Origin of the sequence: Shimwellia pseudoproteus (assembly GCF_016415625.1) — a bacterium.
Classification (GTDB): Bacteria; Pseudomonadota; Gammaproteobacteria; order Enterobacterales; family Enterobacteriaceae; genus Shimwellia; species Shimwellia pseudoproteus.
Genome location: NZ_WBXP01000016.1, coordinates 36,900 through 61,000, shown reverse-complemented (window position 1 = coordinate 61,000; position 24,101 = coordinate 36,900). Strand labels below are relative to the sequence as shown.

Here is a 24,101-nt window from a genome sequence, read left to right as displayed (position 1 = left end):
CGAGGGTTCTGATTGGTGGAGCTAAGCGGGATCGAACCGCTGACCTCTTGCATGCCATGCAAGCGCTCTCCCAGCTGAGCTATAGCCCCTTCGACAGACGTATTCTTTACTTCCAAAATCACGCTGGAGGTGATTTGGTGGAGCTAAGCGGGATCGAACCGCTGACCTCTTGCATGCCATGCAAGCGCTCTCCCAGCTGAGCTATAGCCCCGTCGTAAAGGTCGTGTCGTGTTGACGGGCGGCATAATATGAATTCCTCCCCGCACTGTCAACGGCAATTTCAGCAATTTTGTTCAACCGCCTAAAAAGCGATCAACCGCGTATTACTGCGCAAATTCTTGACGTCTGGTACTTTTTAACGTTACACATTCCAGTAATATAGTGATGAATCTGGTTTTTCACTTAATGATAACCATATAGCCAAAAGGAAAATACGCGTGTTCAAGGAACGAATGACCCCAGAAGAACTGGCCTCTATGACGGGCTTTAGCCGCCAGACTATCAACAAATGGGTGCGCAAAGGGCGCTGGAGCACCTCTCCACGCCCTGGCGTCCAGGGGGGAAAGGCCCGGTTAATCCACATCGACGAACGTGTCCGTGATTTTATTCACAGCTCACAGCGCATAGCAGAACCCCGCGCGTCCTATACCGTCACCACGGAAACACCTCTGGACAATCTGCTGATAACGTCACTGAAGGAGATGGCGCCGGATGAACAAAAGCAGCTCTCTTCCCTGCTGTTACGCGAAGGGGTTGCCGGTATGCTGAAACGCCTCGGCATCCGTGATTCCAGCCAAGCGGCATGATGAAATTAAAAACGGAAATGACACCGGCGGCGCTGGCTCGCGCCACCGGTTATACCACCCAAACGATCAATAAATGGATCCGTCAGTTTAACTGGCAGACATTGCCCATTCACGGTGTCAAAGGCGGTCGCGCCAGAGTGATTGTTGTGGATGAGCGTGTGCAGCAGTTTTTGCAGGATACCCGCCGGGGTGGCGCGCAAGTTGCCCATATTGTGGCGGAGCCTGAAGCGGAATATCTCACCGCTACCAGCCCGCTTGAGCATTTATTGATCGGGGCGCTACAGCAAATGAACGATATTGAGCGCGAGCAACTCAGTGCACTGCTGATGCGCGAAGGCATTAATGGTGTATTGGTCAGACTGGGTATCAAAGCATAAAAAAGCCGGTGTCAGACACCGGCTTTTCATTTTTCACTGATTCGCCCGGGGCGACTTATTGCTGGCTTTCACGGGCAGCAATAAATGCCAGCGCTTTGTCGATACGCGCCAGAGAGCGGGCCTGGCCAATTGCATGGACAGTCACATCCAGCGCCGGGGATTGCCCCGCACCGGTCACCGCGACACGCAGCGGCATCCCCACTTTACCCATGCCAACTTCCAGCTCGGCCGCCGTGGCCTCAATCGCCTGGTGTACGTTTTCTGCGGTCCATGCCGTGATGGCAGACAGTTTTTCACGCACCAGCTCCAGAGGCTGACGGGCAACCGGACGCAGATGTTTCTTCGCGGCATCCGCGTCGAACTCAGCAAAGTCCTCATAGAAGTAGCGGCAGCTTTCGGCAATCTCTTTCAGCGTTTTGCAGCGTTCGCCCAGCAATTTGATCAAATCGGTCAGTTGCGGACCATTGCGGGTATCAATCCCGGCCTGGTCAATATGCCATTGCAGATAAGGCGCAACGTGCTCAGCAGGCAGCGTGTTGATGTAATGGTGGTTCAGCCACTGCAGTTTTTCGGTATTAAAGGCACTGGCAGAACGGCTTATCCCATCAAGCGTGAAGTATTTGATCATCTCTTCACGGGTGAAGATTTCCTGATCGCCGTGGGACCAGCCCAGACGTACCAGATAGTTCAGCAGTGCTTCCGGTAAGTAACCTTCATCACGGTACTGCATCACGTTGACGGCACCGTGGCGTTTGGACAGTTTTTTACCGTCGTCACCATTGATCATGGAAACGTGCGCGTATACCGGCACCGGTGCGTTTAGCGCTTTCAGGATATTAATCTGGCGCGGCGTGTTATTAATATGGTCTTCGCCACGAATAACGTGGGTGATTTCCATATCCCAGTCATCGACGACCACACAGAAATTATAGGTTGGGGAACCGTCGGTACGACGAATAATCAGGTCGTCCAGCTCCTGGTTACTGAATTCGATTGGACCACGAACCTGGTCATCAAAAACCACCGACCCTTCTTGCGGGTTAGCAAAACGCACTACGCACGGCTCATCGGCTGCATGGTGGGAATGGTCATGGCGGCAACGGCCATCGTAACGCGGTTTTTCACCGCGAGCCATCTGCCCTTCACGCAGTTCTTCCAGGCGCTCTTTGGAGCAATAGCACTTATACGCGGTGCCAGCTTCCAGCATTTCATCAATAACAGCGTTGTAACGGTCAAAACGCTTAGTCTGGTAGTACGGACCTTCGTCCCAGTCGAGCCCCAGCCAGTTCATGCTGTCCATGATGGCATCAATGGCTGACTGAGTGGAACGCTCAAGGTCAGTATCCTCAATACGCAGAACGAATTCGCCGCCAGTGTTACGAGCATAGAGCCAGGAATAAAGAGCAGTACGTGCACCACCGACATGCAAATAACCTGTCGGGCTGGGTGCGAAGCGGGTTTTGATTTTCATTAAGCGGCCTTAATAACGTAATAATGTCAATGTTGGCGAGAGCCAAAGACAATTCAGTGGCAGATATTCTACCACTGTGAGGGGATTCCTCAATGTTGATACCAACGCCATATCCCGCCGGATATAAAATACGGATAAGAATCATACGATCACGAATAATAAACGCACATTCCGCCTAATTTTACGACGAACGGAAAAAATCTTCAGAAAAGGCGTTGACTCATTTTCAACTCTCCCTATAATGCGACTCCACACAGCGGGGGTGATTAGCTCAGCTGGGAGAGCACCTCCCTTACAAGGAGGGGGTCGGCGGTTCGATCCCGTCATCACCCACCACGATTTTAGTGGCTTCCGCCGTGTAGATAAGAAATTGAGAAGTGGGTGATTAGCTCAGCTGGGAGAGCACCTCCCTTACAAGGAGGGGGTCGGCGGTTCGATCCCGTCATCACCCACCACTTCGGGTCGTTAGCTCAGTTGGTAGAGCAGTTGACTTTTAATCAATTGGTCGCAGGTTCGAATCCTGCACGACCCACCAAATTCAGAAAAAAGCGCCCTATGGGCGCTTTTTTCGTTTTACGCTCTCCTTAGCCTGACGTGCAGGGTTTGAACCTGCGGCAGGTTCGACTGAATCGCCCGGAGCGATTCAGGCTGATGCGCCAGCATCACCCGCAGGGCGAGGCCCAGGACGGGCCGAGGCATATCCTGCACGACCCGCCATTATGTAGAAAGCCTTCCCCTTCCCCTTCCCCTTCCCCTTCCCCTTCCCCTACTCCTCACTCCCCAGCGCCGCAAAATCCGCCGCAAACCGGGACAGGAGCTGCACCAGTTGCTGGTACTCCTCCGGGGCCCATGACTGGAACAACTGCTGATAAACCTGCGCCCGCACCTGATCAATCCGGTCGGTTAATCCCTTGCCCTGCGCCGTAATCACCGCCTCGTTAATGCGCTTATCGCGCACATTCTTTTGCCGCTGCGCCAGGCCGCTTTGTTCGAGCTTCGCCACCTGACGGCTAACCGTGGTGTAATCCCGCCCGACCCGATCCGCTAACTCCACAATACCAATCGGACCAAAACGGCCAATTTGCACCAGCAGCGGGAATAATGCCCTGTCCAGCGGAATACCAGACTGGGCTATCATCATCTCATCGCGCTGGGGGCGGTTAAACGTGCCAACGATACCCAGCAGTGTGTTATGCAGTTTGTCGTAGTTATCAGGGTTACCAGAGATATGTGTATTTTGCACATTTTCCATTGACAAGCGCTCCTTCAGGAAATAATGTGCATTATACACATATATTATCACGAGGTGTCCGATGAAAGCCGCTATCGTCTCAGCAAAAGGACAAACGCCCAGCTATCACGATTTTCCTGAACCCCAGGCCGATGATCAGCATGTGATTGTCACCGTAAAAGCCGCTGCCCTGAGCCAGCTCACTAAATCCCGGGCTGCAGGTACCCACTACAGTGCAGAAGGCCAGTTTCCTTTTATTGCCGGTGTCGACGGCACTGGCTACCTCGCCGACGGGCAACCGGTTTACTTCCTCGCCTTCACACCGCCCTGGGGAAGCATGGCCGAAAAGACCCGGGTGCCGGGTGCCGCCGTGGTGCCGTTCTCCCCCACCCTCGACCTGGCAGAGGTAGCCGCCCTGGCAAACCCGGGGATGTCATCCTGGGCTGCGCTAACCCGCCGGGCGCAGTTACGCCGCGGGGAAACCGTATTAATTAATGGCGCAACCGGTGCATCCGGCGGCCTGGCGGTCCGCATTGCCCGCTACCTCGGCGCCGGGAAAATTATCGTCACCGGCCGTAACCCCGATGCGCTACACCGCTTGTTAACCGAAGGGGCCGACATCGCACTGCCGCTGGACACGCTGGCTGCGAAACTCCCGGCCCTGATGGCTGGCGGCATTGATGTGGTGCTGGACTACCTCTGGGGGCAAAGCGCCCTTGATATTATGACTGCCGCCGTCACCGGGGGCGATCGCGCGCTGCGCTTCGTCCAGATAGGCTCCCTGAGCGGGGAAAATATAGCGCTACACAGCAAGCTGCTGCGCGCATCCGGCCTGACCTTAATGGGCAGCGGGCTGGGCAGCGTCTCAAACCGCGAGCTTATTGCATCAGTTGGTGAGCTGCTGGATGCCGCCACCAAAACAGACTTTACCGTGCCTTCACGTACCGTCCCGCTGGCCGGGGTCAATCAGGCATGGACTGAAGAGAGCAACCGCCAGCGCATTGTCTTCACCCTCTGACCGCGCAACCCGCCACATTACCGGTAACCATCGCCTCACCCCGGGCGGTGGTTGCCGGAGCAAAACAGCGGGTCCCCCTCTCTTTGCCGCGCCAGTGTACTCGCCTCATCCCGGACCAGCTCCCATATGGCCTGGGCCGCACTCGACAGCGAACGGTTCTTGCGCTTTGCCAGCATCAGTTGCCGGTCCACCACCGGCACCAGCGGCTTCACAACCAGGCCACGCCCTTCCGGCAGCGGCAGCGCCAGTGCCGGAAGAATACTAATCCCGATGCCCGCCTCGACCATCGGGAACAAGGTGGCCGGGTGGCCTATCTGCTGGACAATGCGCGGCACCACCCCCTGGCTGGCCAGGGCCTGGTCGATCAGCGGCCGGCTGCCGGAGGCATAATCCTGCAATATTACCGCCTTGCCCTGGAGCGCTTGCCACGCCACCTGGTCCTGCCCGGCAAACGGATGGTCATCCCGGCACAGTAATAAAAACGGCTCCGACAATACCTCAGTACACTCCAGATCGCTGGCCTGGCCCGGATCGATAACAATCCCGAAATCCACTTCCCCCAAGCGAATGCTTTCCAGCACCCACTGTTGGGGGCGATCATGAAGCACAAACTGAATCGCCGGATAACGCAGATTACTGCTGGCAATCGACTGCGGGATCAGATGGGCGGAAATCGTCTGGCTGGCGGCAACCCGCACCGTGCCGGTTAATTTTTGCCCGACAGTGCGGGCATCCAGTAATACGCCGTGCAAATCTTCCAGCACCGGCTCCAGTCGGCTGGCCAGCTGGGTTCCCGCATCGGTCAGCACCACTTCCCGGGTGGTCCTGTCCAGCAGGCGCACACCGATTTCGTTTTCCAGCTCCTTGACACTGTGGCTGACCGCAGACTGGCTCAGCCCGATAATCTCCCCTGCCCGACTAAAGCTCCCGGCCCTGGCCACCGCCACAAACACCTTCAACTGCCGTAATGAGTAATTCATCTGTTTTATTCATGTATACATGCAATAAATCAATTTTATTTCTTAAAACAAATTCCGTACAATCTTTAGTGAACTTTCTGAGGTGCGTCCATGAATCTATTAAAAATTTTCGATCCTTTTACCCTCACCCTAGTCATCACGGTATTACTGGCCACCTTTTTTCCGGCCACCGGTGTCTGGGTTGGTTTCTTTGACGGGCTAACCACCGCCGCCATTGCCCTGCTGTTTTTTATGCACGGCGCGAAGCTCTCCCGGGAAGCGATTATTGCCGGTAGCAGCCACTGGCGCTTACACCTGTGGGTGATGTGCAGTACCTTTGTGTTATTTCCGGTACTGGGGGTGCTGTTCAGCTGGTGGGCGCCGGTTAACGTCAGCCCGGAAATTTACGCCGGTTTCCTCTACCTGTGTATTTTGCCCGCCACGGTGCAGTCCGCCATTGCGTTTACCTCCCTGGCCGGGGGCAATGTGGCCGCCGCCGTTTGCGCCGCCTCGGCCTCCAGTCTGTTAGGGGTATTTGTCTCGCCACTGCTGGTGGGGCTGGTGATGCACGTCCACGGGGCCGGCGGCAGCCTGCAACAGGTGGGCAGCATTATGCTGCAACTGCTGGTGCCGTTCGTGCTGGGGCATCTGTCCCGGCCCTGGACCGGTAACTTTGTGGCGCGCCATAAGAAATGGATAGGAAAAACCGATCAGTCGTCCATTCTGCTGGTGGTGTACACCGCCTTCAGCGAAGCAGTGACCCACGGTATCTGGCACAAAGTAGGGGTGGGAACGCTGCTGTTTATTGTGGTGGTCAGCCTGGTATTACTGGCGATTGTGATTGCCATCAATACCCTGGTGGCCCGGCGCTGCGGGTTCAGTAAAGCAGATGAAATTACCATTGTGTTTTGTGGTTCGAAAAAGAGCCTCGCCAATGGGATCCCGATGGCCAATATTCTGTTCCCCGCCGCCACGGTAGGTATCCTGGTGCTGCCGCTGATGATCTTCCACCAGATCCAGCTGATGGTCTGCGCCGTACTGGCACGGCGCTATAAACGCCAGACAGACGCCGCCGCAAGGCAGGAAAGCGTGGCAGTCAAAAACTAATGGCCTTTCAGGGGGCGGACCAGATGGTCCAGCCCCTCGATTTTAATCAGCAAGGTGAGCGCCATCAGTTCCCCCAGTTGCCCCTGGGGGAATTCGCCCTTGCGGGAAAACCACAGCAAATACTCCTCGGGCAGATCGATCAACATCCGCCCCTGATACTTCCCGAACGGCATCACCGTATTGGCAATCGCCACTAATTGCTGTTTATCCATTTACTCACCCAGCAGACGTAACATTTCAGCTTCATCAATCACCGCAATGCCCAGCTCCTGCGCTTTAGCCAGTTTTGAGCCTGCGGCCTCCCCGGCAATGACCAGATCGGTTTTCTTCGAGACACTGCCGCTGACTTTCGCCCCCAGCGCCACCAGGCGGGCTTTCGCGTCATCGCGGGACATCAGGCTCAGGGAGCCGGTCAGCACCACGGTCTTACCGGCGAACGGGCTGTCTATCTCTTCCGCCCGGATAACCACCGGCGCATCCCAGTGAATACCTCGCTCGTCAACCAGCTGACGGATCACCTCGCGGTTGCTCTCCTCCTGGAAGAAATGAAACACGTGGTTTGCCACCACAACCCCGACATCCGGCACTTTTTGCAGCTCGTCAATGCTGGCGGCAGCCAGGGCCTCAAGAGTACCAAAATGGGCCGCCAGACCAGCGGCAGTGGCTTCACCCACTTCGCGGATCCCCAGCGCATATAAGAACCGGGCAAAGGTGGTATGCCGGGATTTATCCAGTGCATTGACCAGATTGGTTGCCGATTTTGGCCCCATCCGATCCAGCCCGGTCAGCACGCCGGCGGTCAGCCCGAATAGGTCCGCCGGGGTGTGGACATACTCTTTCTCCACCAGTTGGTCGATTATCTTGTCCCCCATGCCGTCCACGTCCAGCGCCCGGCGGGAAACAAAGTGCTTAAGGGACTCTTTACGCTGGGCACCGCAAATCAGGCCACCGGTACAGCGGGCCACGGCTTCACCTTCTACCCGTTCGATATCTGAACCACATACCGGACAATGCAGCGGGAACACAATCTCCCGGGTATCGTCCGGGCGTTCTGACATCACCACCCCCACCACCTGCGGGATAACGTCCCCGGCGCGGCGTACCACAACCTTATCGCCGATCCGCAGCCCCAGACGGTCAATCTCATCGGCATTATGCAGGGTCGCGTTGCTGACCAGCACACCGGCCACCTGAACCGGCTCCAGCCGCGCCACCGGCGTGATAGCCCCGGTGCGCCCCACCTGGAACTCAACATCGCGCACAATGGTCATCTGCTCCTGGGCCGGGAATTTAAACGCCGTCGCCCAGCGCGGAGCGCGTGCCACAAACCCTAGGCTTTCCTGAAGCGCCCGGTCATTGACCTTGATAACCACCCCGTCAATATCAAACCCCAGCCCCGGACGATCGGTGCCGATTTGGTGATAGAAATCCAGCACCGCCTGGGCGCCGGTACACAGACGGATGCGATCGCTTACCGGCAGACCCCAGGCCTTAAACTGGTTGAGGCAGCCCATATGGGTATCCGGCAATGTGCCGCCTTCCAGCAGGCCAAAGCCGTAGCAGAAAAAGGTCAGCGGACGTTTGGCGGTGATGCGCGGATCAAGCTGGCGCAGGGAACCGGCCGCCGCGTTACGCGGGTTAGCAAACACTTTGCCACCGGTGCGGCGGGCGTCGTCATTGATTTTCTCAAAACCGGCCTGGGGCAGAAACACTTCGCCGCGCACTTCAACCCGGGCAGGAATATTGTCGCCGTGCAGGCGCAGCGGGATAGCCCGGATGGTGCGCACGTTAGCGGTAATATTTTCCCCGGTGGTGCCGTCACCACGGGTGGAGGCGCGCACCAGCAGGCCATCTTCGTACAGCAGGCTCACCGCCAGGCCATCAAGTTTCAGCTCACAGCAGAACGTTATCTCCTGGGTGTCCCGCAACCGGTCCTGAACCCGTTTATAGAAAGCGAGGAAGCTCTCTTCGTCAAACACGTTGTCGAGGGACAACATCGGCACTTCATGGCGCACCTGGGTAAATTCACTGAGCGGCGCCGCCCCCACCCGCTGGGTAGGGGAGTCAGGTGTAATTAACTGCGGGTGGGTCTGTTCCAGCGCCCGCAATTCACGCATCAGCCGATCGTATTCGGCATCCGGGATCTCCGGCGCGTCCTGGACATGATAAAGGTATTCGTGATGGCGAAGCGTGGTGCGCAGATGAGCCAGCTGTTGTTCGATGGTGTCCATATTATTTACTCACCCTGGAAATATGAAAAACCCCCGGCTGGCGGGGGTTCTGGATAGAAATGATGTCGTAGCTGTCGGGGAAATTACCCGCCGATAACATCCCTGATGCGGTCCTGATACTCACGCAGTTTCTGGGGGGTCATCATGCGGCGCTGTTCATCCAGCACCACACCGCCAACTTCATCAGCAATATGCTGAGCGGACTGCAACATCAGTTTAAAGTTCTGCAACGCATCACCGTAGGACGGCACCTGCATAAAAATAGTGACGCCCGGCGTGGTAAAATCACGCATATTTTCCGGATCAAAAGATCCCGGCTTCACCATGTTTGCAAGGCTGAATAACACCTTGCCGCTACCGTCCGGGCTCAGATGGCGATGGAAGATATTCATCTCGCCAAACTTAAAGCCGGCCTGCTGAATACTGTTCAGCAGTATGCCGCCGTCAAGCTGGGTCCCGGCGTGGGCGGCAACGTTCATCACGATAACCGTCTCTTTCAGTACCGGTTTTTCCGGCACAGGTGCCGCTGGCTGTGGCACTGCCGCGGGGGCAGGCTGCTGCGGTACCGGCGCATCGGCTACCGGCTGGGGCGCAGGCTGCGCCACCGGCTGCTGCGGCGCGACAGCGGGCTGTTGATATCCCGGCTGCGGTTGCTGCGGTGCACGGTACTCCGGCTGGCCCGGCTGAGGCATAACCGGACGTGGCGGTTGTTGCCCTTGCAGCGGATCAGGTTGCTGAGCAGATTGATAAGGCTGAGGCTGCTGTTGGGGCTGCTGCGGCTGACGCTGCTGCGGCGCCCCATAAGGCGGCTGGTACTGGTGCTGCGGTGCCTGCTGTGGCTGACGCTGCGCCTCCTGCCCCCATGAGCCCTGATCCTGAGGCGGATTCACACGATGAACCCGGACCTCACCGACCCCTTCTTCTTGTTCGTTAAAGTCGTTCTCGTCGTCAGACTCTTCACCACGCCGCCCCGACGCACGCTTAAGCGGACGATCGCGAAAAACAGACGAACGCTCCTTACGACTGGTCCACAGTCCGTGCACCAGTAAGGCTATTATGGCTATCGCGCCAACAATGATTAATATCAGACGCAAATCCTGCATCATTATATTCTCTGTTGTTCTAACACCTTGCCACCGCGGCAATCATTCATTCCCTAAGAGTATTTGCCCCTTTCCATAAGTGCAAGCGGACTCTCAAGTTTCAGCCCATAAAGATGAGCCTAACCGTATTTTTTGCTGTTTTTTCGACCATTTCTTAACTGGTTATCCTTTTTCAGTTCGCTATCATAGTGTGGCACAACTTTTTTGGTTGCATTAACAGGAGTTCTTCCCCGGTATGGCTACTCATTTGTCGTCCACCCCGCATAGCGGATTTCACTATTTTTCCCAGGGATGGAAATTGATCCACCAACCCGGAATCCGCCGTTTCGTGATCCTGCCGTTACTCATCAATATTCTCCTGATGGGGGCCGCCTTTTGGTGGCTGTTTACCCGCCTGGAAAGCTGGATCCCGTCGCTGTTGTCATTGGTTCCTGACTGGCTCCAGTGGTTAAGCTATCTGCTCTGGCCCCTGGCCGTCATCTCTTTGTTTCTGATTTTTGGCTATTTCTTCTCGACTATCGCTAACTGGATAGCCGCACCATTTAATGGCCTGCTGGCAGAACAGCTTGAGGCCAGGCTCACCGGGGCAACCCCGCCAGACACCGGTATCCTGGACATCATGAAAGATCTGCCGCGCATCATGAAACGCGAATGGCAAAAATTGACCTGGTATCTGCCCCGGGCCGTTGTGCTGCTGCTGCTCTACTTTATTCCCGGTTTAGGGCAAACCCTGGCGCCGGTGATTTGGTTCCTGTTCAGCGCCTGGATGTTCAGCCTGCAATATGCTGATTACCCCTTCGATAATCACAAAGTGCCTTTTAAAACCATGCGTGCGGCCCTGCGGGAGCGCAAAATGATCAATATGCAGTTCGGTACCCTGGTGAGCCTGTTTACCATGATCCCGGTTCTGAACCTGTTCATTATGCCGGTTGCCGTCTGCGGGGCGACCGCCATGTGGGTTGAGTGCTACCGCGATAAGCACAATATGTGGAAATAATCCCCCCTGCCCTCACCACAGAGGCGGCATATGCCGCCTCTTATTCCATCTTGCGGTTCATTATTTCCCCTGCGAATATAGATATACTAAATCCTTACTTCCCCATATGATTTCAGGCGGTATGCTGGGGTGGTCGCTAAATTTCATACAGTTAAAGGATGGGCCATGAGCAAGATCTACGAAGACAATTCTCTCACCATCGGTCATACACCGCTGGTTCGACTGAATCGCATTGGCAATGGACGTATTCTGGCCAAAGTTGAATCCCGTAATCCCAGCTTCAGCGTAAAATGCCGTATCGGCGCCAATATGATCTGGGACGCAGAGAAACGCGGCATCCTGAAACCTGGCGTCGAGCTGGTGGAACCCACCAGCGGCAACACCGGTATTGCTCTGGCCTATGTGGCGGCGGCGCGGGGCTACAAGCTAACGCTGACCATGCCGGAAACCATGAGCGTTGAGCGCCGTAAATTACTGAAAGCACTGGGAGCAAACCTGGTGCTGACCGAGGGCGCTAAAGGGATGAAAGGCGCTATCCAGAAGGCGGAAGAAATCGTCGCCAGCGATCCGGTTAAATATGTGCTGCTGCAACAGTTCAGCAACCCGGCTAACCCGGAAATCCACGAGAAAACCACTGGCCCGGAAATCTGGGAAGATACCGATGGTGACGTGGATGTGTTCATTGCCGGTGTCGGTACCGGCGGTACGCTGACCGGCGTAACTCGCTATATCAAAAACACCAAAGGCAAAAAAGCGCTGATCAGCGTGGCCGTTGAGCCAACGGATTCACCGGTGATAACCCAGGCGCTGGCCGGTGAAGAAATCAAACCCGGCCCGCATAAAATCCAGGGTATCGGTGCTGGCTTTATCCCGGGTAACCTGGATCTGAAGCTTATCGACAAAGTGGTGACCATCAGCAATGAAGAAGCCATCTCCACTGCCCGTCGTCTGATGGAAGAAGAAGGCATTCTGGCCGGGATTTCCTCCGGCGCCGCCGTGGCCGCAGCGCTGAAACTCCAGCAAGATGAAACCTTTGCCAATAAAAATATCGTGGTTATCCTGCCCTCTTCCGGTGAGCGTTATTTAAGCACCGCCCTGTTTGCCGATCTGTTCACTGAGAAAGAACTGCAACAGTGATGCCAGGTCCGCGAAATTGACTAAAAAAACACCCTTCTGGGTGTTTTTTTGTGCCTCGCGTCATAAATTGAGCCCACGTAGCATTGCCTGCTGGCTAAAGCTCTGGTATTTAACCTGCATTATTTTGATGCGTGAAATCAATAGATCGCACATCACCACGGCTGAATCGATTTATCGGTTTGGTGGCCAGCAGCGTTTAGCGGCATAATGGATGGCGATGAGCGAACTCCCGGTGCAACATATTTGACTGGCTTGCTCCGCATCAGTGTCCAGCACCAGCTGGTACTGGCACCAATAATACAGGCTAAAGTGTAGCCGCCAGGCTAGACTTTAGTTCCACAACACTAAACCTATAAGTTGGGGAAATACAATGTTCCAGCAAGAAGTTACTATTACCGCTCCGAACGGCCTGCATACCCGCCCTGCTGCTCAGTTTGTTAAAGAAGCGAAAGGCTTCACTTCCGATATCACCGTAACCTCCAATGGCAAAAGCGCCAGTGCCAAAAGCCTGTTTAAACTGCAGACACTGGGCCTGACTCAGGGCACCGTTGTGACCATCTCCGCTGAAGGCGAAGACGAGCAGAAAGCAGTTGAGCATCTGGTTAAACTGATGGCTGAACTCGAGTAAGCTGCGGCTCTCAGAGGAAACTGGATTTCATTCAAATCAGTCACAAGTAAGGTAGGGTTATGATTTCAGGCATTTTAGCATCCCCGGGTATCGCTTTCGGCAAAGCGCTTCTGCTGAAAGAAGATGAGATTGTCATCGACCGGAAGAAAATTTCTGCTGACAAGGTTGACCAGGAGGTTGAACGTTTCCTGAGCGGTCGTGCCAAGGCATCCGCACAGTTAGAAGCGATCAAAACCAAAGCTGGTGAAACTTTCGGTGAAGAAAAAGAAGCTATCTTTGAAGGCCACATTATGTTGCTGGAAGATGAGGAGCTGGAGCAGGAAATCATAGCCCTGATTAAAGATAAGCTCATCACCGCCGACGCAGCGGCATATCAGATTATTGAAGGGCAGGCTTCTACTCTGGAAGAGTTAGACGACGAATACCTGAAAGAACGTGCCGCAGACGTACGTGACATCGGTAAACGCCTGTTGCGTAACATTTTGGGCCTGGCGATTATCGATCTGAGCGCAATCCAGGAGGAAGTTATCCTGGTGGCAACCGATCTTACCCCGTCCGAAACCGCACAGCTGAATCTTAAGAAAGTGCTGGGCTTTATCACCGATATCGGTGGCCGCACGTCACATACCTCGATCATGGCGCGCTCCCTTGAGCTGCCGGCTATCGTGGGTACCGGTAATATCACGACCCAGGTCGTAAGCGGTGATTATCTGATCCTCGATGCGGTTAACAACAACGTCTACGTTAACCCGACTAACGACGAGATCGATGCACTGCGCCAGCTGCAAACTCAGGTTGCAGAAGAAAAAGCCGAACTGGCTAAACTGAAAGACCTGCCGGCGATCACCCTTGATGGTCACCAGGTAGAAGTCTGCGCCAACATCGGTACCGTACGCGATGTGGCCGGTGCAGAACGCAACGGTGCAGAAGGTGTTGGTCTGTATCGTACAGAATTCCTGTTTATGGATCGCGACGCACTGCCGACCGAAGACGAACAGTTTGCTGCTTATAAAGCAGTGGCTGAAGCGTGCGGTTCTCAGGCGGTCATCGTCCGTACCATGGACATCGGTGGCGATAAAAAGCTGCCGTACATGAACTTCCCGAAAGAAGAAAACCCGTTCCTCGGCTGGCGTGCTATCCGTATCGCAATGGACCGTAAAGAAATCCTGCGCGATCAGGTACGTGCCATCCTGCGGGCGTCTGCTTTCGGTAAACTGCGCATCATGTTCCCGATGATAATCTCTGTTGAAGAAGTGCGTGCACTGAAAGCAGAAATTGAGAAATACAAAGCGGAACTGCGCGACGAAAACAAAGCATTTGATGAGTCAATTGAAATTGGCGTGATGGTGGAAACCCCTGCGGCAGCGACAATTGCGCATCATTTGGCCAAAGAAGTTGATTTCTTTAGTATTGGTACCAACGATTTGACGCAGTACACACTGGCGGTTGACCGTGGTAATGATATGATCTCCCACCTCTACCAGCCGATGTCTCCGTCAGTCCTGACCCTGATTAAACAGGTAATTGACGCTTCTCATGCAGAAGGTAAGTGGACCGGTATGTGCGGTGAGCTTGCTGGCGATGAACGTGCTACACTACTGTTGCTGGGGATGGGTCTGGACGAATTCAGTATGAGTGCCATATCTATCCCGCGCATCAAGAAGATTATTCGTAATACGAACTTCGAAGATGCCAGGGTATTAGCAGAGCAAGCTCTTGCTCAACCGACAACGGACGAGTTAATGGCGCTGGTTAACAAGTTCATTGAAGAAAAAACAATCTGCTAATCCACAAGATACGGCCCAAATTACTGCTTAGGAGAGAAGGCTAATGGGGTTATTTAGTAAACTTTTCGGTGACAAAGGCAACAGTGACACCGGAATCATTGAAATCGTTGCTCCACTGTCTGGTGAAATCGTCAACATTGAAGATGTGCCTGATGTGGTATTTGCCGAAAAAATCGTTGGTGATGGTATCGCCATCAAACCTACTGGCGACAAAATGGTCGCACCGGTAGACGGCACCATTGGTAAGATCTTTGAAACTAACCATGCTTTCTCTATCGAGTCCGATAGCGGCATTGAGCTGTTTGTTCACTTTGGTATCGACACCGTTGAACTGAAAGGCGAAGGTTTCAAACGTATCGCCGAAGAAGGCCAGCGCGTCAAGAAAGGTGATGTTGTCATCGAATTCGATCTGCCCCTGCTGGAAGAGAAAGCCAAGTCTACCCTGACCCCGGTTGTTATCTCCAACATGGACGAGATCAAAGAGCTGATCAAGCTGTCTGGTAGTGTGACCGTGGGCGAAACCCCGGTTATTCGTATCAAGAAGTAATCACTCTCCTGATTAAAAAATGGCGCCTGATGGCGCCATTTTTATTGCCGTTATCGCGCAATTCGTCGCTAGATCCCTTCCCCCTGGTGGAAGCTCTCCTCACTGAATACCCCGGTAGACAAGTAGCGGTCCCCGCGATCGCAAATAATCGCCACCACCACCGCCCCCGGGTTATCCCCGGCGACCCGTAATGCCCCGGACACCGCCCCACCGGAGCTGACGCCGCAAAAAATGCCCTCTTTCATCGCCAGTAGACGCGTGGTGCGTTCTGCCTCTGCCTGGCTGATATCCAGTACCTTATCCACCAGCGACGCGGTAAAAATCCCCGGCATATATTCTGCTGGCCAGCGGCGGATCCCCGGAATACTGCTGCCTTCACAGGGTTGCAGGCCAACGATGGTGACCGGCTTATGCTGCTCTTTCAGGAAACGGCCGGTACCGGTAACCGTGCCGGTTGTCCCCATGCTCGACACAAAATGGCTGATCCGCCCGCCGGTCTGGCGCCAGATCTCCGGGCCGGTAGTACGGTAATGGGCCAGCGGATTATCCGGGTTATTAAACTGATCAAGGATATACCCCTCTCCGCGGCGGGCCATCTCCTGGGCTAAATCCCGGGCCCCTTCCATGCCCTGCGCTTTAGTGACCAGCAGCAGTTCAGCCCCATAAGCCCGCATTGCCGCCTTGCGCTCAAGGCTCATATTGTCAGGCATCAATAGCGTCATCCGGTACCCTTTCAGGGCGGCAATCATCGCCAGGGCAATACCGGTATTGCCGCTGGTGGCTTCGATTAGTCGATCCCCCGGGCGAATATCACCCCGTTTTTCCGCCTCAACGATCATTGACAGCGCCGCGCGATCCTTCACCGATCCTGCCGGATTGTTGCCTTCCAGTTTGACCCAGACTTCACTGCCGTTTTCCGGCCCCATACGCTGGAGCCGCACCAGAGGCGTATTGCCAATGGTGGTTTCTAATGTTGTGTTCACGTTGCCTGTCCACTACCCATAAAAAAGCGGCCACGAAAGGCCGCCTGCTCATCGTTTGATTAACCTATCAGGCCGTCTGTGCCAGAGCAACACTCTGGATCGGCTGCTGGTCATGATAAATACGCGCATTTTGCAGCCCGACAAACAGACGCTCGCCCCGTAACGGGACGCGCTCCCCCGCCAGCACGACGGTGATAGGATCCGGATACCAGCCCTGGGGTTGCACCACCAACTGGACGAAATGCCCGCGTAGGCTGGCTTCAACAACCTGTACCGGCAGCGGTGAGTCGAGGCTGGTCCGGTCGCTGACATCCACTTCCCAGGGCCGCAAGAACAGATCAACATCCCCCTGCCAGGCCGGCGTGAACCCCAGCGGCCAGCGGTGAGCGCCCACATGGAACTGGCTACCGCGGATAGTCCCTTTCAGGCGGTTAACCTCCCCGAGAAACTCCAGCACAAAGCGGGTGGCCGGTTCCCGCCAGACGATTTCCGGGCTGTCGGCCTGTTCAATATTCCCCTGGCTCATGACCACCACGCGGTCCGCCACTTCCATGGCCTCCTCCTGGTCATGGGTCACAAATACGCTGGTGAATTTCAGCTCTTCGTGCAGCTCACGCAGCCAGCGGCGAAGTTCTTTACGTACCTGGGCATCCAGCGCACCGAAAGGCTCATCCAGCAGCAGGATCTGCGGCTCCACCGCCAGGGCCCGGGCCAGCGCCACGCGCTGCTTCTGGCCGCCGGACAGTTGCGCCGGATAGCGATCGGCCAAATGAGCAAGTTGCACCATTTCCAGTAACGCAGTCACCTTCTGCTTAATTGCCGCCGCCCCGGGCCGCGCCTTACGCGGTAACACCGTCAGCCCAAAAGCGATATTGTCAAACACCGTCATATGGCGGAACAGCGCATAGTGCTGGAACACAAAGCCGACTTTCCGGTCCCGGGCATGCAGGCGGCTGACGTCAGTGCCCTGGAAGCGGATATGCCCGCTGGTCTGGTGTTCCAGCCCGGCAATAATACGCAGCAGCGTGGTTTTCCCGGAGCCCGATGGCCCCAGCAGCGCCACCATCTGGCCCGAAGGAATGTCCAGTGAGATATCATTCAGCACCTGGGTATGACCAAACGACTTACGGATATTGGCTATCTGAATACTCATTGATGTTCCTCCTTCTGGCGTTTCTCCTGGTTGGCCAGGCGCCACTGTAATGCACTTTTCATAAACAGGGTCAGGATTGCCATCAGCGCTAATAGCGCCGCCGCCGTGAAGGACCCCACGGTGTTGTAATCCTGCTCCAGTAATTCAATCTGTAACGGCAGTGAGAGGGTTTCACCGCGGATCGAGCCCGATACCACGGACACCGCCCCGAACTCGCCAATGGCGCGGGCATTGGTCAATACCACGCCGTATAACAACGCCCAGCGGATGTTGGGTAACGTTACCCGGCGGAACATCTGCCAGCCGGATGCCCCCAGCAAAATGGCCGCTTCATCTTCCTGGCTGCCCTGGCTGTGCATCACCGGCACCAGCTCACGCACCACAAACGGACAGGTTACGAAAATGGTCACCAGCAACATACCCGGCCAGGCGAACATAATTTGCAGATTATGGGCATCAAGCCACGGCCCCAGAGGGCCATTGGATCCATAAAACAGCAGATAGACCAGACCAGCCACCACCGGGGATACCGCGAACGGGATATCCAGCAGGGTCAGCAGCAACTGGCGGCCCGGAAAGGTAAAACGGGTCACCAGCCAGGCCAGCAGGGTACCGAACACCAGGTTCACCGGCACCGAAATCAACGCAATCAGCACCGTCAGCCAGATAGCGTGCAGCATGTCCGCATCGGCCAGGTTGTGCAGCACCGGCATCAGCCCTTTGGCAAATGCCTGGCAAAAGATATAGATAATCGGCACCAGCAGGATAAACGTGGACAACAGCACGCCAATCCCGATTAACGCCCATTTTCCCCAGTTAATCGGCTGCCGCGCGCGCGCGGCGGTTGCCAGTGGAGTAACATTCGCCATTAGTGACCTACCACCCGCTGACCAAAGCGGCTTTGCAAGGTATTGATGCTAAACAGCAGTAACAGGGAAGCGCCGAGGATAACCGAGGCAACCGCACTGGCCGCCGGGTAGTCAAACTCCTGCAGGCGGACAAAAATCATCAGCGAGGTCACTTCGGTTTTCCAGGCAATATTCCCGGCAATAAAAATCACCGCCCCGAACTCGCCCAGGCTGCGGGTAAACGACAGCGCCACCCCGGCAATCAGCGCGGGGGACAGCTCCGGTAATACCACCCGGCGAAAACTCTGCCAGCGCGTGGCGCCGAGGGTCTGGGCCGCTTCTTCATATTCTGGCCCCAGTTCCTCCAGAACCGGCTGTACCGTGCGCACCACAAAAGGGATGCTGGTAAACGCCATGGCGACGGCAATCCCAAGCCAGGTATAGGTGACTTTAATCCCCAGGGTCGCCAGCCATTCACCGTAGAAGCCATTCACCGAGAACAGCGACGCCAGGGTCAGGCCCGCCACCGCGGTGGGTAACGCAAAAGGCAAATCCATCAGCGCATCCAGCAGGCTGCGGCCGGGGAACTCATAGCGGGTCAGGATCCAGGCCATCAGCATCCCGAACACGCCGTTAAATATCGATGCCACCGCCGCGGACAGTAATGTCACTTTATAGGCCGCCACAATTTGCGGGTTGGTTATCACCGTCCAGTACTCTGACCAGGTCATCTGCGCCAGTTGCATCACCAGCGCACTCAGCGGTAATAACAGGATCAGGCAGACAAACAGCAGGCTGGTGCCCAGGCTCAGGGTGAACCCCGGCAACACCCGCTTTGAGGCAACAGAAAACATTACTTACGCCCCGCCGCCAGTAACTTGTCCAGCTCACCGCCGCTGGCAAAGTGGGTTTTCATCACTTCCGGCCAGGAGCCAAACTGATCTTCCACCCGGAACAACTCGGTCTGCGGGAACTTGTCTTTCAGTTTATCCATCACCGCCGGGTTGTTTACCCGGTAGTAGTAGCTGGTAATGATCGCCTGGGCCTGCGGGCTGTAAAGGTATTTCAGGTAATCCTGCGCGGCTTTTTCGGTACCGTTGGCCTTAACATTTTTATCCAGCCAGGCCACCGGAAACTCCGCCAGGATATTGACCTGCGGCACCACCACTTCGTAACCCTCTTTGGCGTATTGGTTACGGATATTGTTCACTTCAGATTCAAAAGTGATCAGCACATCACCCAGGCCACGTTCCACAAACGTCGTGGTCGCCCCGCGTCCGCCGGTATCAAAAACCGCCACGTTTTTCAGGAACTGGGTCATAAACTGTTCGGTTTTGGCGTTATCGTTACCGTCGGCTTTAGCCGCCGCCCCCCAGGCCGCCAGATAGGTGTAACGGGCATTGCCGGAAGTTTTCGGGTTCGGGAACACGAGCTGAACATCCGGGCGCACCAGATCGGCCCAGCTGTGGATATTTTTCGGGTTTCCCTTACGCACCAGGAACGCCATGGTGGAATAGAACGGCGAGCTGTTATTCGGCAGGCGGCTTTGCCAGTTGGCCGGGATAAGGTTGCCCCGGTCATGCAGGATCTGGACATCTGTCACCTGGTTATAGGTTACAACGTCTGCTTTTAAGCCCTGCAAAATAGCCAGTGCCTGTTTAGACGAGCCCGCGTGGGACTGTTTAATGGTCAGCTTATCGCCGCCATTTTCTTTGGCCCATTGCTGTTCAAACGGCGGGTTCAGCGCGGCAAACAGTTCCCGGGAAACATCATAAGAGCTATTGAGCAATTCTGTTGCGTGGGCCTGGCCTGCCAGCAGCAGAGAAACAGCAGCAATACGCCATACTTTTTTAACTGACTTAACGGCCATGAGATCCCCTTATAAAAACTGTCAACATCACGCTTAATACGGTGTCCAGTTTATTTATAACGGGAGGCAAAGCTGTAACGCTTTTATATACCGTTTGGCGATTTGCAAGTTCGAAACAATATAAGCCACGGCACAGCAGGGATTACGACACTAAACGGCGCGACAGACATCGCGCCGGAAGGGAGGGTTACAGCGCGTTCAGTACGGTCAGAGAAGGGGCAAAATAGTAGCCGCCGGTTACCGGTTTGGTGAAGCGCAGCAGCGCATCTCGCTTACCGTCCAGCTCGCCAAACATGCTCAGCAGTTGCTGTTCAATATTGTGCAGGCGCGCCGCGTAAGAGCAGAAGTAGAGACCGTGCTCGCCGCTGGCGGTGCCGTAAGGCAGGCTCTGGCGCACAATCTTCAAGCCTTTGCCGTCTTCTTTTAAATCAACCCGGGTCACGTGCGAGGTGACCGGGCGTTCATCCGGTTCGATCTCCACACTGTCGGCCTTAGTACGGCCAATGATCATCTCCTGATCGTGTTCACTCAGGCGGTGGAAGGCAGGCAGGTTATGTACCCAGCGCTGGGACAACACGTAGCTACCGCCATCATCAATCCCGCCGTTGATCACGGCAGCATCACGGCGCGGGGTATCACCGGCAGGGTTTTCGGTACCGTCGACAAACCCGCTCAGGTCACGTTCTTCAACCCAGCGGAACCCGTGGGTCTCTTCTTCGATTTTCAGTGTCTCGCCAAACGCCGCCAGCGCCGCCTGTGCCACGGAAAAGTTCACGTCATGGCGCAGGGACATAATATGGATTAGCACATCATGTTGCGTGGCCGGTGCCAGCCCCTTGCCCAACGGGGTAAAGTTTTTCAGTTCTGCGGCACTCCCGGCAGCCCCCAGTTCACGCCAGACATCGTGACCAAATGCCACGACCACCCCAAGGTGCGCATCCGGATATTTTTCCTGAAATGCCGCAACCTGCTGGCAGAATACCTTGCTCCCCTGACGTAACGCCGCCAAGTTACCTGCCAGGCTGGCTTCCAGCTAAATAGCTGCACGACAATGCTCCGGTAAAATACCGCTTTGAACCTCAGACATAATGCCTCCAAAAGAACGACCAATAGCGTGATCAGGTACGCCACCCTGGCGTAAAAAAGGTCTGTGACCACGCTTTATGTGGCTATATTACCGCTGCCAGACAATTTTATTAAGTGTCCAGTCTTTCAGCGTGTCGTCAGAAGGCAGTAATCCCTCAGGACCGCGCCACTGGCCGCTAAACAGATAGGTAATATGCTGGCTGTCCGGTGCCTTACAGGCCACCATGCCGCTGTTGTCGCCACTGGCCTGTTCACAGGCGCCAAAGGCTTTGCTGTACAGGGTATGGAACGGTGTTCCCAGGGTAACCCCGCTGTCGGTTGGGATGCCTTTATCCAGTACCACTACCCGGGAAAGCTGGCCTTTATCCCCTTCAATCACTAGCGCCAGCTGATTGTCTTTCAGCGCTTCGAAATAGCGCACAACACTGCCATTGGCCATTTTCATGCCGCTGCGCAGGCGATAATCGCTGCCAATGGCATCTTCCATTGCTTCTTGGGTCATCGGGGTACTGGCGGTGATGTTGCCCACGCCTTTTTCACTCACCGTCATTGATGAGCCAAACCAGTTCCACGGGGCCATATTTGACCAGTGTACGTTCGAGAGTGTTGAACACCCACTTAACGCCAGCGGCGCAATAAGCATCATCAGACGCAGGCTTTTCATCCGGACTTCCTTAGTAGTCAGTAACAATCCATGATTGGAGTCTTAATGGCACAAAAAGTGCCATCTCACAGCAACTCATGGGAAAAACAGTCCCGTACACGCTGCTGAAACAGCAGTAACCACAGGGCAAAGACATCGCCCGTCAGTAACGCAACGCCCGGCCCGGACAGCGCAGAGAAGCCATTCAGGGCGAGCAATTGTAAAGCAATTATCACCAGTTGTGTGGCGATAAGCACCCAGCGCCAGCAATACCATAAGCGGGGGAAAACCTGTCGCCGCCCGGTCAATAAAAACGCCAGCACCGCCGGGACACCCGGTATCAGCCCCACCAAAAACAGGCTCCGATCCGGGTAGAACAGCGCCAACAGCGTACCCCCCTCACTGCGGGAGGCGCCGGCAAGCAGCAGTAATACCCAGTTTCTGGCCTGGAGCAGCAGAATGCCCCAAAATGCCGGCGGCAGGCGTAACAGCCCGTGGCGATCAAAATCGGAAGGCAGGTAGTTCATAGACCCGGTAATCAGCGAGAGAAAGATAGGCCGCGTCGCAACGGGAAAGCAGCGCTTCGCTCCCCCGCCGCGCCGGTTCAGTATTCGTCGTCTTCAATCAGACGCTTACCCAGGGTAATACTGTCCTGGTGGTCATAACCAATCTTTTCATACAGGCCGATGACCAGGTCATTCTCCTCGCGCACCATGATGTGCAGCTTCGGACACCCGCGGGCAATCAGCTTTTTCTCCAGCCGGTTGAGTAGCGCATTAGCGATACCGCGCCCCCGGTAATCCGGGTGCACCCCCAGATAATACGCCGAACCGCGGTGGCCGTCGTAACCGCCCATTACGGTACCGATTACTTCGCCGCCCACTTCCGCCACCAGGAACAGATCCGCCCCGTACTGCATTTTACGTTCGATATCCATTTCCGGATCGTTCCAGGGGCGCAGTAGCTCACAACGCTCCCACAAGGTGATAACTTCGTCGAAATCCGCCTGGCGAAAAACGCGTATCTCCATCGATATTCTCGTTTCTGTGATAGTAAAACGCAGATTATGGCGTTATCTGACCAATTAGCCAATATCTGCGGTATATACCCAATAAAAGTGGCATAATGTCAGCCGTCATTATCTGAAATGAATGGTTAAACATTTCGCCGTAATACGCATCGTGTCATGATACGCAATACGCTATAACTTCTGCTCGTTCTGGTTTATTCATGAGATAAAATTTGGGTCGCATGAGAAAAATAAAATCACTCACACTCACCTCGCGCCGCCAGCTCCTGAAAACGGGCCTGGCAGCCCTGACATTATCCGCCGTTCATGGCGTACAGGCTCAGGAGAGCAAGCCTTTAAAGCTGACTAACAGCCACAGCAAAGCCGCGACGAAAAAAGCCGGGGCCAAACGCATCGTGATGCTGGACCCGGGCCACGGCGGTATTGATACCGGCGCCATTGGCCGCAACGGTTCCAAAGAAAAACACGTGGTATTGGCCATTGCCCAGAATGTCCGCGCTATCCTGCGCAGCAAAGGCATCGACGCCAGGCTGACCCGTACTCAGGATGAGTTTATTCCACTCTATGACCGGGTGGAAATTGCGCAAAAGCACGGGGCGGACCTGTTTATGTCGATCCATGCGGACGGTTTTACCAATCCCTCAGCTGCGGGGGCGTCGGTATTTGCCCTGTCGAACCGCGGAGCCAGTAGCGCCATGGCGAAATATCTGTCGGACAAAGAAAACGCCGCGGATGATGTTGCCGGCAGTAAGGTCAAAGATAAAGACCACTATCTGCAACAGGTGCTGTTCGATTTAGTCCAGACCGACACCATAAAAAACAGCCTGACCCTGGGTTCTCACGTACTGCGCCAGATTAAACCAGTACACAAGCTACACAGCCAGAGCACAGAACAGGCAGCTTTTGTGGTGCTCAAATCGCCGTCTATTCCGTCGGTACTGGTAGAAACCTCGTTTATTACCAACCCGGATGAAGAACGGCTGCTGGGGACCACGGCGTTTCGCCAAAAGATTGCTACCGCAATCGCCTCCGGCATTATCAGCTACTTCAGTTGGTTTGATAACCACAAAGCCCACTCGAAACGCTGAT

The 24,101-nt window shown here is 55.3% G+C and carries 25 protein-coding genes, 5 tRNA genes and 1 other RNA gene; 14 read left to right on the top strand and 17 right to left on the bottom strand.

Going from position 1 to position 24,101, the window contains the following annotated elements; all coding sequences use genetic code 11:
• Positions 1–13: 13 nt before the first annotated feature.
• Both F9C28_RS09440 and F9C28_RS09435 read right to left on the bottom strand, forming a co-directional pair.
• Positions 14–89 (bottom strand) — tRNA-Ala (locus tag F9C28_RS09440).
• Between the two features lie 46 nt (positions 90–135).
• A tRNA-Ala gene (locus F9C28_RS09435) sits at positions 136–211 on the bottom strand.
• A gap of 226 nt (positions 212–437) precedes the next feature.
• On the opposite strand from F9C28_RS09435, the gene F9C28_RS09430 reads away from it, so the two are divergent.
• Both F9C28_RS09430 and F9C28_RS09425 read left to right on the top strand, forming a co-directional pair.
• Positions 438–806 carry a YfeC-like transcriptional regulator gene (locus F9C28_RS09430; RefSeq protein WP_199014959.1) on the top strand — a complete coding sequence of 123 codons (369 nt, stop codon included), beginning with the start codon at positions 438–440 and terminating at the stop codon, positions 804–806.
• Positions 806–1,183 carry a YfeC-like transcriptional regulator gene (locus tag F9C28_RS09425; RefSeq protein ID WP_199014978.1) on the top strand — a complete coding sequence of 126 codons (378 nt, stop codon included), beginning with the start codon at positions 806–808 and terminating at the stop codon, positions 1,181–1,183. The genes F9C28_RS09430 and F9C28_RS09425 overlap by 1 nt, the downstream gene beginning before the upstream one ends.
• 55 nt (positions 1,184–1,238) lie before the next feature.
• On the opposite strand, the gene gltX is transcribed toward F9C28_RS09425, so the two are convergent.
• The gene (gltX, locus tag F9C28_RS09420) at positions 1,239–2,654 is read right to left on the bottom strand and encodes a glutamate--tRNA ligase (protein ID WP_199014958.1); all 1,416 of its coding nucleotides are present in this window, start codon (positions 2,652–2,654) and stop codon (positions 1,239–1,241) included.
• Positions 2,655–2,914: 260 nt separating this feature from the next.
• On the opposite strand from gltX, the gene F9C28_RS09415 reads away from it, so the two are divergent.
• From F9C28_RS09415 to F9C28_RS09400, 4 genes are all read left to right on the top strand, one after another.
• Positions 2,915–2,990: transfer RNA gene (locus tag F9C28_RS09415), tRNA-Val, on the top strand.
• Between the two features lie 43 nt (positions 2,991–3,033).
• Positions 3,034–3,109: transfer RNA gene (locus F9C28_RS09410), tRNA-Val, on the top strand.
• Between the two features lie 4 nt (positions 3,110–3,113).
• Positions 3,114–3,189 (top strand) — tRNA-Lys (locus F9C28_RS09405).
• Between the two features lie 45 nt (positions 3,190–3,234).
• Positions 3,235–3,371: non-coding RNA, RtT sRNA (locus F9C28_RS09400), on the top strand.
• Positions 3,372–3,420: 49 nt separating this feature from the next.
• Here the strand turns inward: F9C28_RS09400 and F9C28_RS09395 are convergent.
• The gene (locus tag F9C28_RS09395; protein WP_199014957.1) at positions 3,421–3,906 is read right to left on the bottom strand and encodes a MarR family winged helix-turn-helix transcriptional regulator; all 486 of its coding nucleotides are present in this window, start codon (positions 3,904–3,906) and stop codon (positions 3,421–3,423) included.
• 61 nt (positions 3,907–3,967) lie between these two features.
• Between F9C28_RS09395 and F9C28_RS09390 the strand changes: the two genes are divergently transcribed.
• Entirely contained in the window at positions 3,968–4,903 is a 936-nt protein-coding gene (locus tag F9C28_RS09390; protein ID WP_199014956.1) for a quinone oxidoreductase family protein, read from the top strand.
• A gap of 35 nt (positions 4,904–4,938) precedes the next feature.
• On the opposite strand, the gene F9C28_RS09385 is transcribed toward F9C28_RS09390, so the two are convergent.
• Positions 4,939–5,883, bottom strand: coding sequence for a LysR family transcriptional regulator (locus F9C28_RS09385; RefSeq protein ID WP_199014955.1), 945 nt, complete (start codon positions 5,881–5,883; stop codon positions 4,939–4,941).
• A gap of 90 nt (positions 5,884–5,973) precedes the next feature.
• Between F9C28_RS09385 and F9C28_RS09380 the strand changes: the two genes are divergently transcribed.
• Positions 5,974–6,969 (top strand): bile acid:sodium symporter family protein, encoded by a 996-nt coding sequence (locus tag F9C28_RS09380; RefSeq protein WP_199014954.1) that lies wholly within the window; start codon positions 5,974–5,976, stop codon positions 6,967–6,969.
• Here the strand turns inward: F9C28_RS09380 and F9C28_RS09375 are convergent.
• The 3 genes from F9C28_RS09375 to zipA form a co-directional block, all read right to left on the bottom strand.
• Positions 6,966–7,181, bottom strand: a complete 216-nt coding sequence (locus F9C28_RS09375) for a DUF3820 family protein (RefSeq protein ID WP_199014953.1) — start codon at positions 7,179–7,181, stop codon at positions 6,966–6,968. The two genes, F9C28_RS09380 and F9C28_RS09375, sit on opposite strands and share 4 nt — an antisense overlap.
• The gene (gene ligA / locus F9C28_RS09370) at positions 7,182–9,200 is read right to left on the bottom strand and encodes an NAD-dependent DNA ligase LigA (protein WP_199014952.1); all 2,019 of its coding nucleotides are present in this window, start codon (positions 9,198–9,200) and stop codon (positions 7,182–7,184) included.
• 83 nt (positions 9,201–9,283) lie between these two features.
• On the bottom strand, positions 9,284–10,306 hold the full coding sequence (gene zipA / locus F9C28_RS09365; protein ID WP_199014951.1) for a cell division protein ZipA: 1,023 nt from the start codon (positions 10,304–10,306) through the stop codon (positions 9,284–9,286).
• Positions 10,307–10,538: 232 nt separating this feature from the next.
• Between zipA and cysZ the strand changes: the two genes are divergently transcribed.
• From cysZ to crr, 5 genes are all read left to right on the top strand, one after another.
• Entirely contained in the window at positions 10,539–11,300 is a 762-nt protein-coding gene (gene cysZ, locus F9C28_RS09360; protein WP_199014950.1) for a sulfate transporter CysZ, read from the top strand.
• Between the two features lie 165 nt (positions 11,301–11,465).
• Positions 11,466–12,437 (top strand): cysteine synthase A, encoded by a 972-nt coding sequence (gene cysK / locus F9C28_RS09355; protein ID WP_199014949.1) that lies wholly within the window; start codon positions 11,466–11,468, stop codon positions 12,435–12,437.
• 370 nt (positions 12,438–12,807) lie between these two features.
• Positions 12,808–13,065, top strand: a complete 258-nt coding sequence (gene ptsH / locus F9C28_RS09350) for a phosphocarrier protein Hpr (RefSeq protein ID WP_004936458.1) — start codon at positions 12,808–12,810, stop codon at positions 13,063–13,065.
• 59 nt (positions 13,066–13,124) lie between these two features.
• Entirely contained in the window at positions 13,125–14,852 is a 1,728-nt protein-coding gene (ptsI, locus tag F9C28_RS09345) for a phosphoenolpyruvate-protein phosphotransferase PtsI (RefSeq protein ID WP_199014948.1), read from the top strand.
• A 43-nt stretch (positions 14,853–14,895) separates the two neighbouring features.
• Entirely contained in the window at positions 14,896–15,399 is a 504-nt protein-coding gene (gene crr / locus F9C28_RS09340) for a PTS glucose transporter subunit IIA (protein ID WP_002441232.1), read from the top strand.
• Between the two features lie 68 nt (positions 15,400–15,467).
• Here the strand turns inward: crr and cysM are convergent, their stop codons facing one another.
• The 9 genes from cysM to F9C28_RS09295 form a co-directional block, all read right to left on the bottom strand.
• Positions 15,468–16,382, bottom strand: coding sequence for a cysteine synthase CysM (gene cysM, locus F9C28_RS09335; protein WP_199014947.1), 915 nt, complete (start codon positions 16,380–16,382; stop codon positions 15,468–15,470).
• 67 nt (positions 16,383–16,449) lie between these two features.
• Positions 16,450–17,535, bottom strand: coding sequence for a sulfate/thiosulfate ABC transporter ATP-binding protein CysA (gene cysA, locus F9C28_RS09330; protein WP_199014946.1), 1,086 nt, complete (start codon positions 17,533–17,535; stop codon positions 16,450–16,452).
• Positions 17,532–18,404, bottom strand: a complete 873-nt coding sequence (gene cysW / locus F9C28_RS09325) for a sulfate/thiosulfate ABC transporter permease CysW (RefSeq protein ID WP_199014945.1) — start codon at positions 18,402–18,404, stop codon at positions 17,532–17,534. The genes cysA and cysW overlap by 4 nt, the downstream gene beginning before the upstream one ends.
• Positions 18,404–19,237, bottom strand: coding sequence for a sulfate/thiosulfate ABC transporter permease CysT (cysT, locus tag F9C28_RS09320; RefSeq protein ID WP_199014944.1), 834 nt, complete (start codon positions 19,235–19,237; stop codon positions 18,404–18,406). The genes cysW and cysT overlap by 1 nt, the downstream gene beginning before the upstream one ends.
• Positions 19,237–20,253, bottom strand: a complete 1,017-nt coding sequence (locus tag F9C28_RS09315) for a sulfate ABC transporter substrate-binding protein (protein WP_199014943.1) — start codon at positions 20,251–20,253, stop codon at positions 19,237–19,239. The genes cysT and F9C28_RS09315 overlap by 1 nt, the downstream gene beginning before the upstream one ends.
• Before the next feature lie 187 nt (positions 20,254–20,440).
• Positions 20,441–21,286 (bottom strand): Dyp-type peroxidase, encoded by an 846-nt coding sequence (locus tag F9C28_RS09310; RefSeq protein ID WP_233149007.1) that lies wholly within the window; start codon positions 21,284–21,286, stop codon positions 20,441–20,443.
• A 141-nt stretch (positions 21,287–21,427) separates the two neighbouring features.
• Positions 21,428–22,003 (bottom strand): RpoE-regulated lipoprotein, encoded by a 576-nt coding sequence (locus F9C28_RS09305; protein WP_199014942.1) that lies wholly within the window; start codon positions 22,001–22,003, stop codon positions 21,428–21,430.
• 65 nt (positions 22,004–22,068) lie between these two features.
• Positions 22,069–22,509 (bottom strand): DUF2919 domain-containing protein, encoded by a 441-nt coding sequence (locus F9C28_RS09300; protein ID WP_199014941.1) that lies wholly within the window; start codon positions 22,507–22,509, stop codon positions 22,069–22,071.
• A gap of 77 nt (positions 22,510–22,586) precedes the next feature.
• On the bottom strand, positions 22,587–23,012 hold the full coding sequence (locus F9C28_RS09295) for a GNAT family acetyltransferase (protein ID WP_199014940.1): 426 nt from the start codon (positions 23,010–23,012) through the stop codon (positions 22,587–22,589).
• A 221-nt stretch (positions 23,013–23,233) separates the two neighbouring features.
• Between F9C28_RS09295 and amiA the strand changes: the two genes are divergently transcribed.
• A complete protein-coding gene (gene amiA, locus F9C28_RS09290) occupies positions 23,234–24,100 on the top strand; it encodes an N-acetylmuramoyl-L-alanine amidase AmiA (protein ID WP_199014939.1) in 867 nt (288 codons plus the stop codon).
• The last annotated feature ends 1 nt before the right edge of the window (position 24,101 follow it).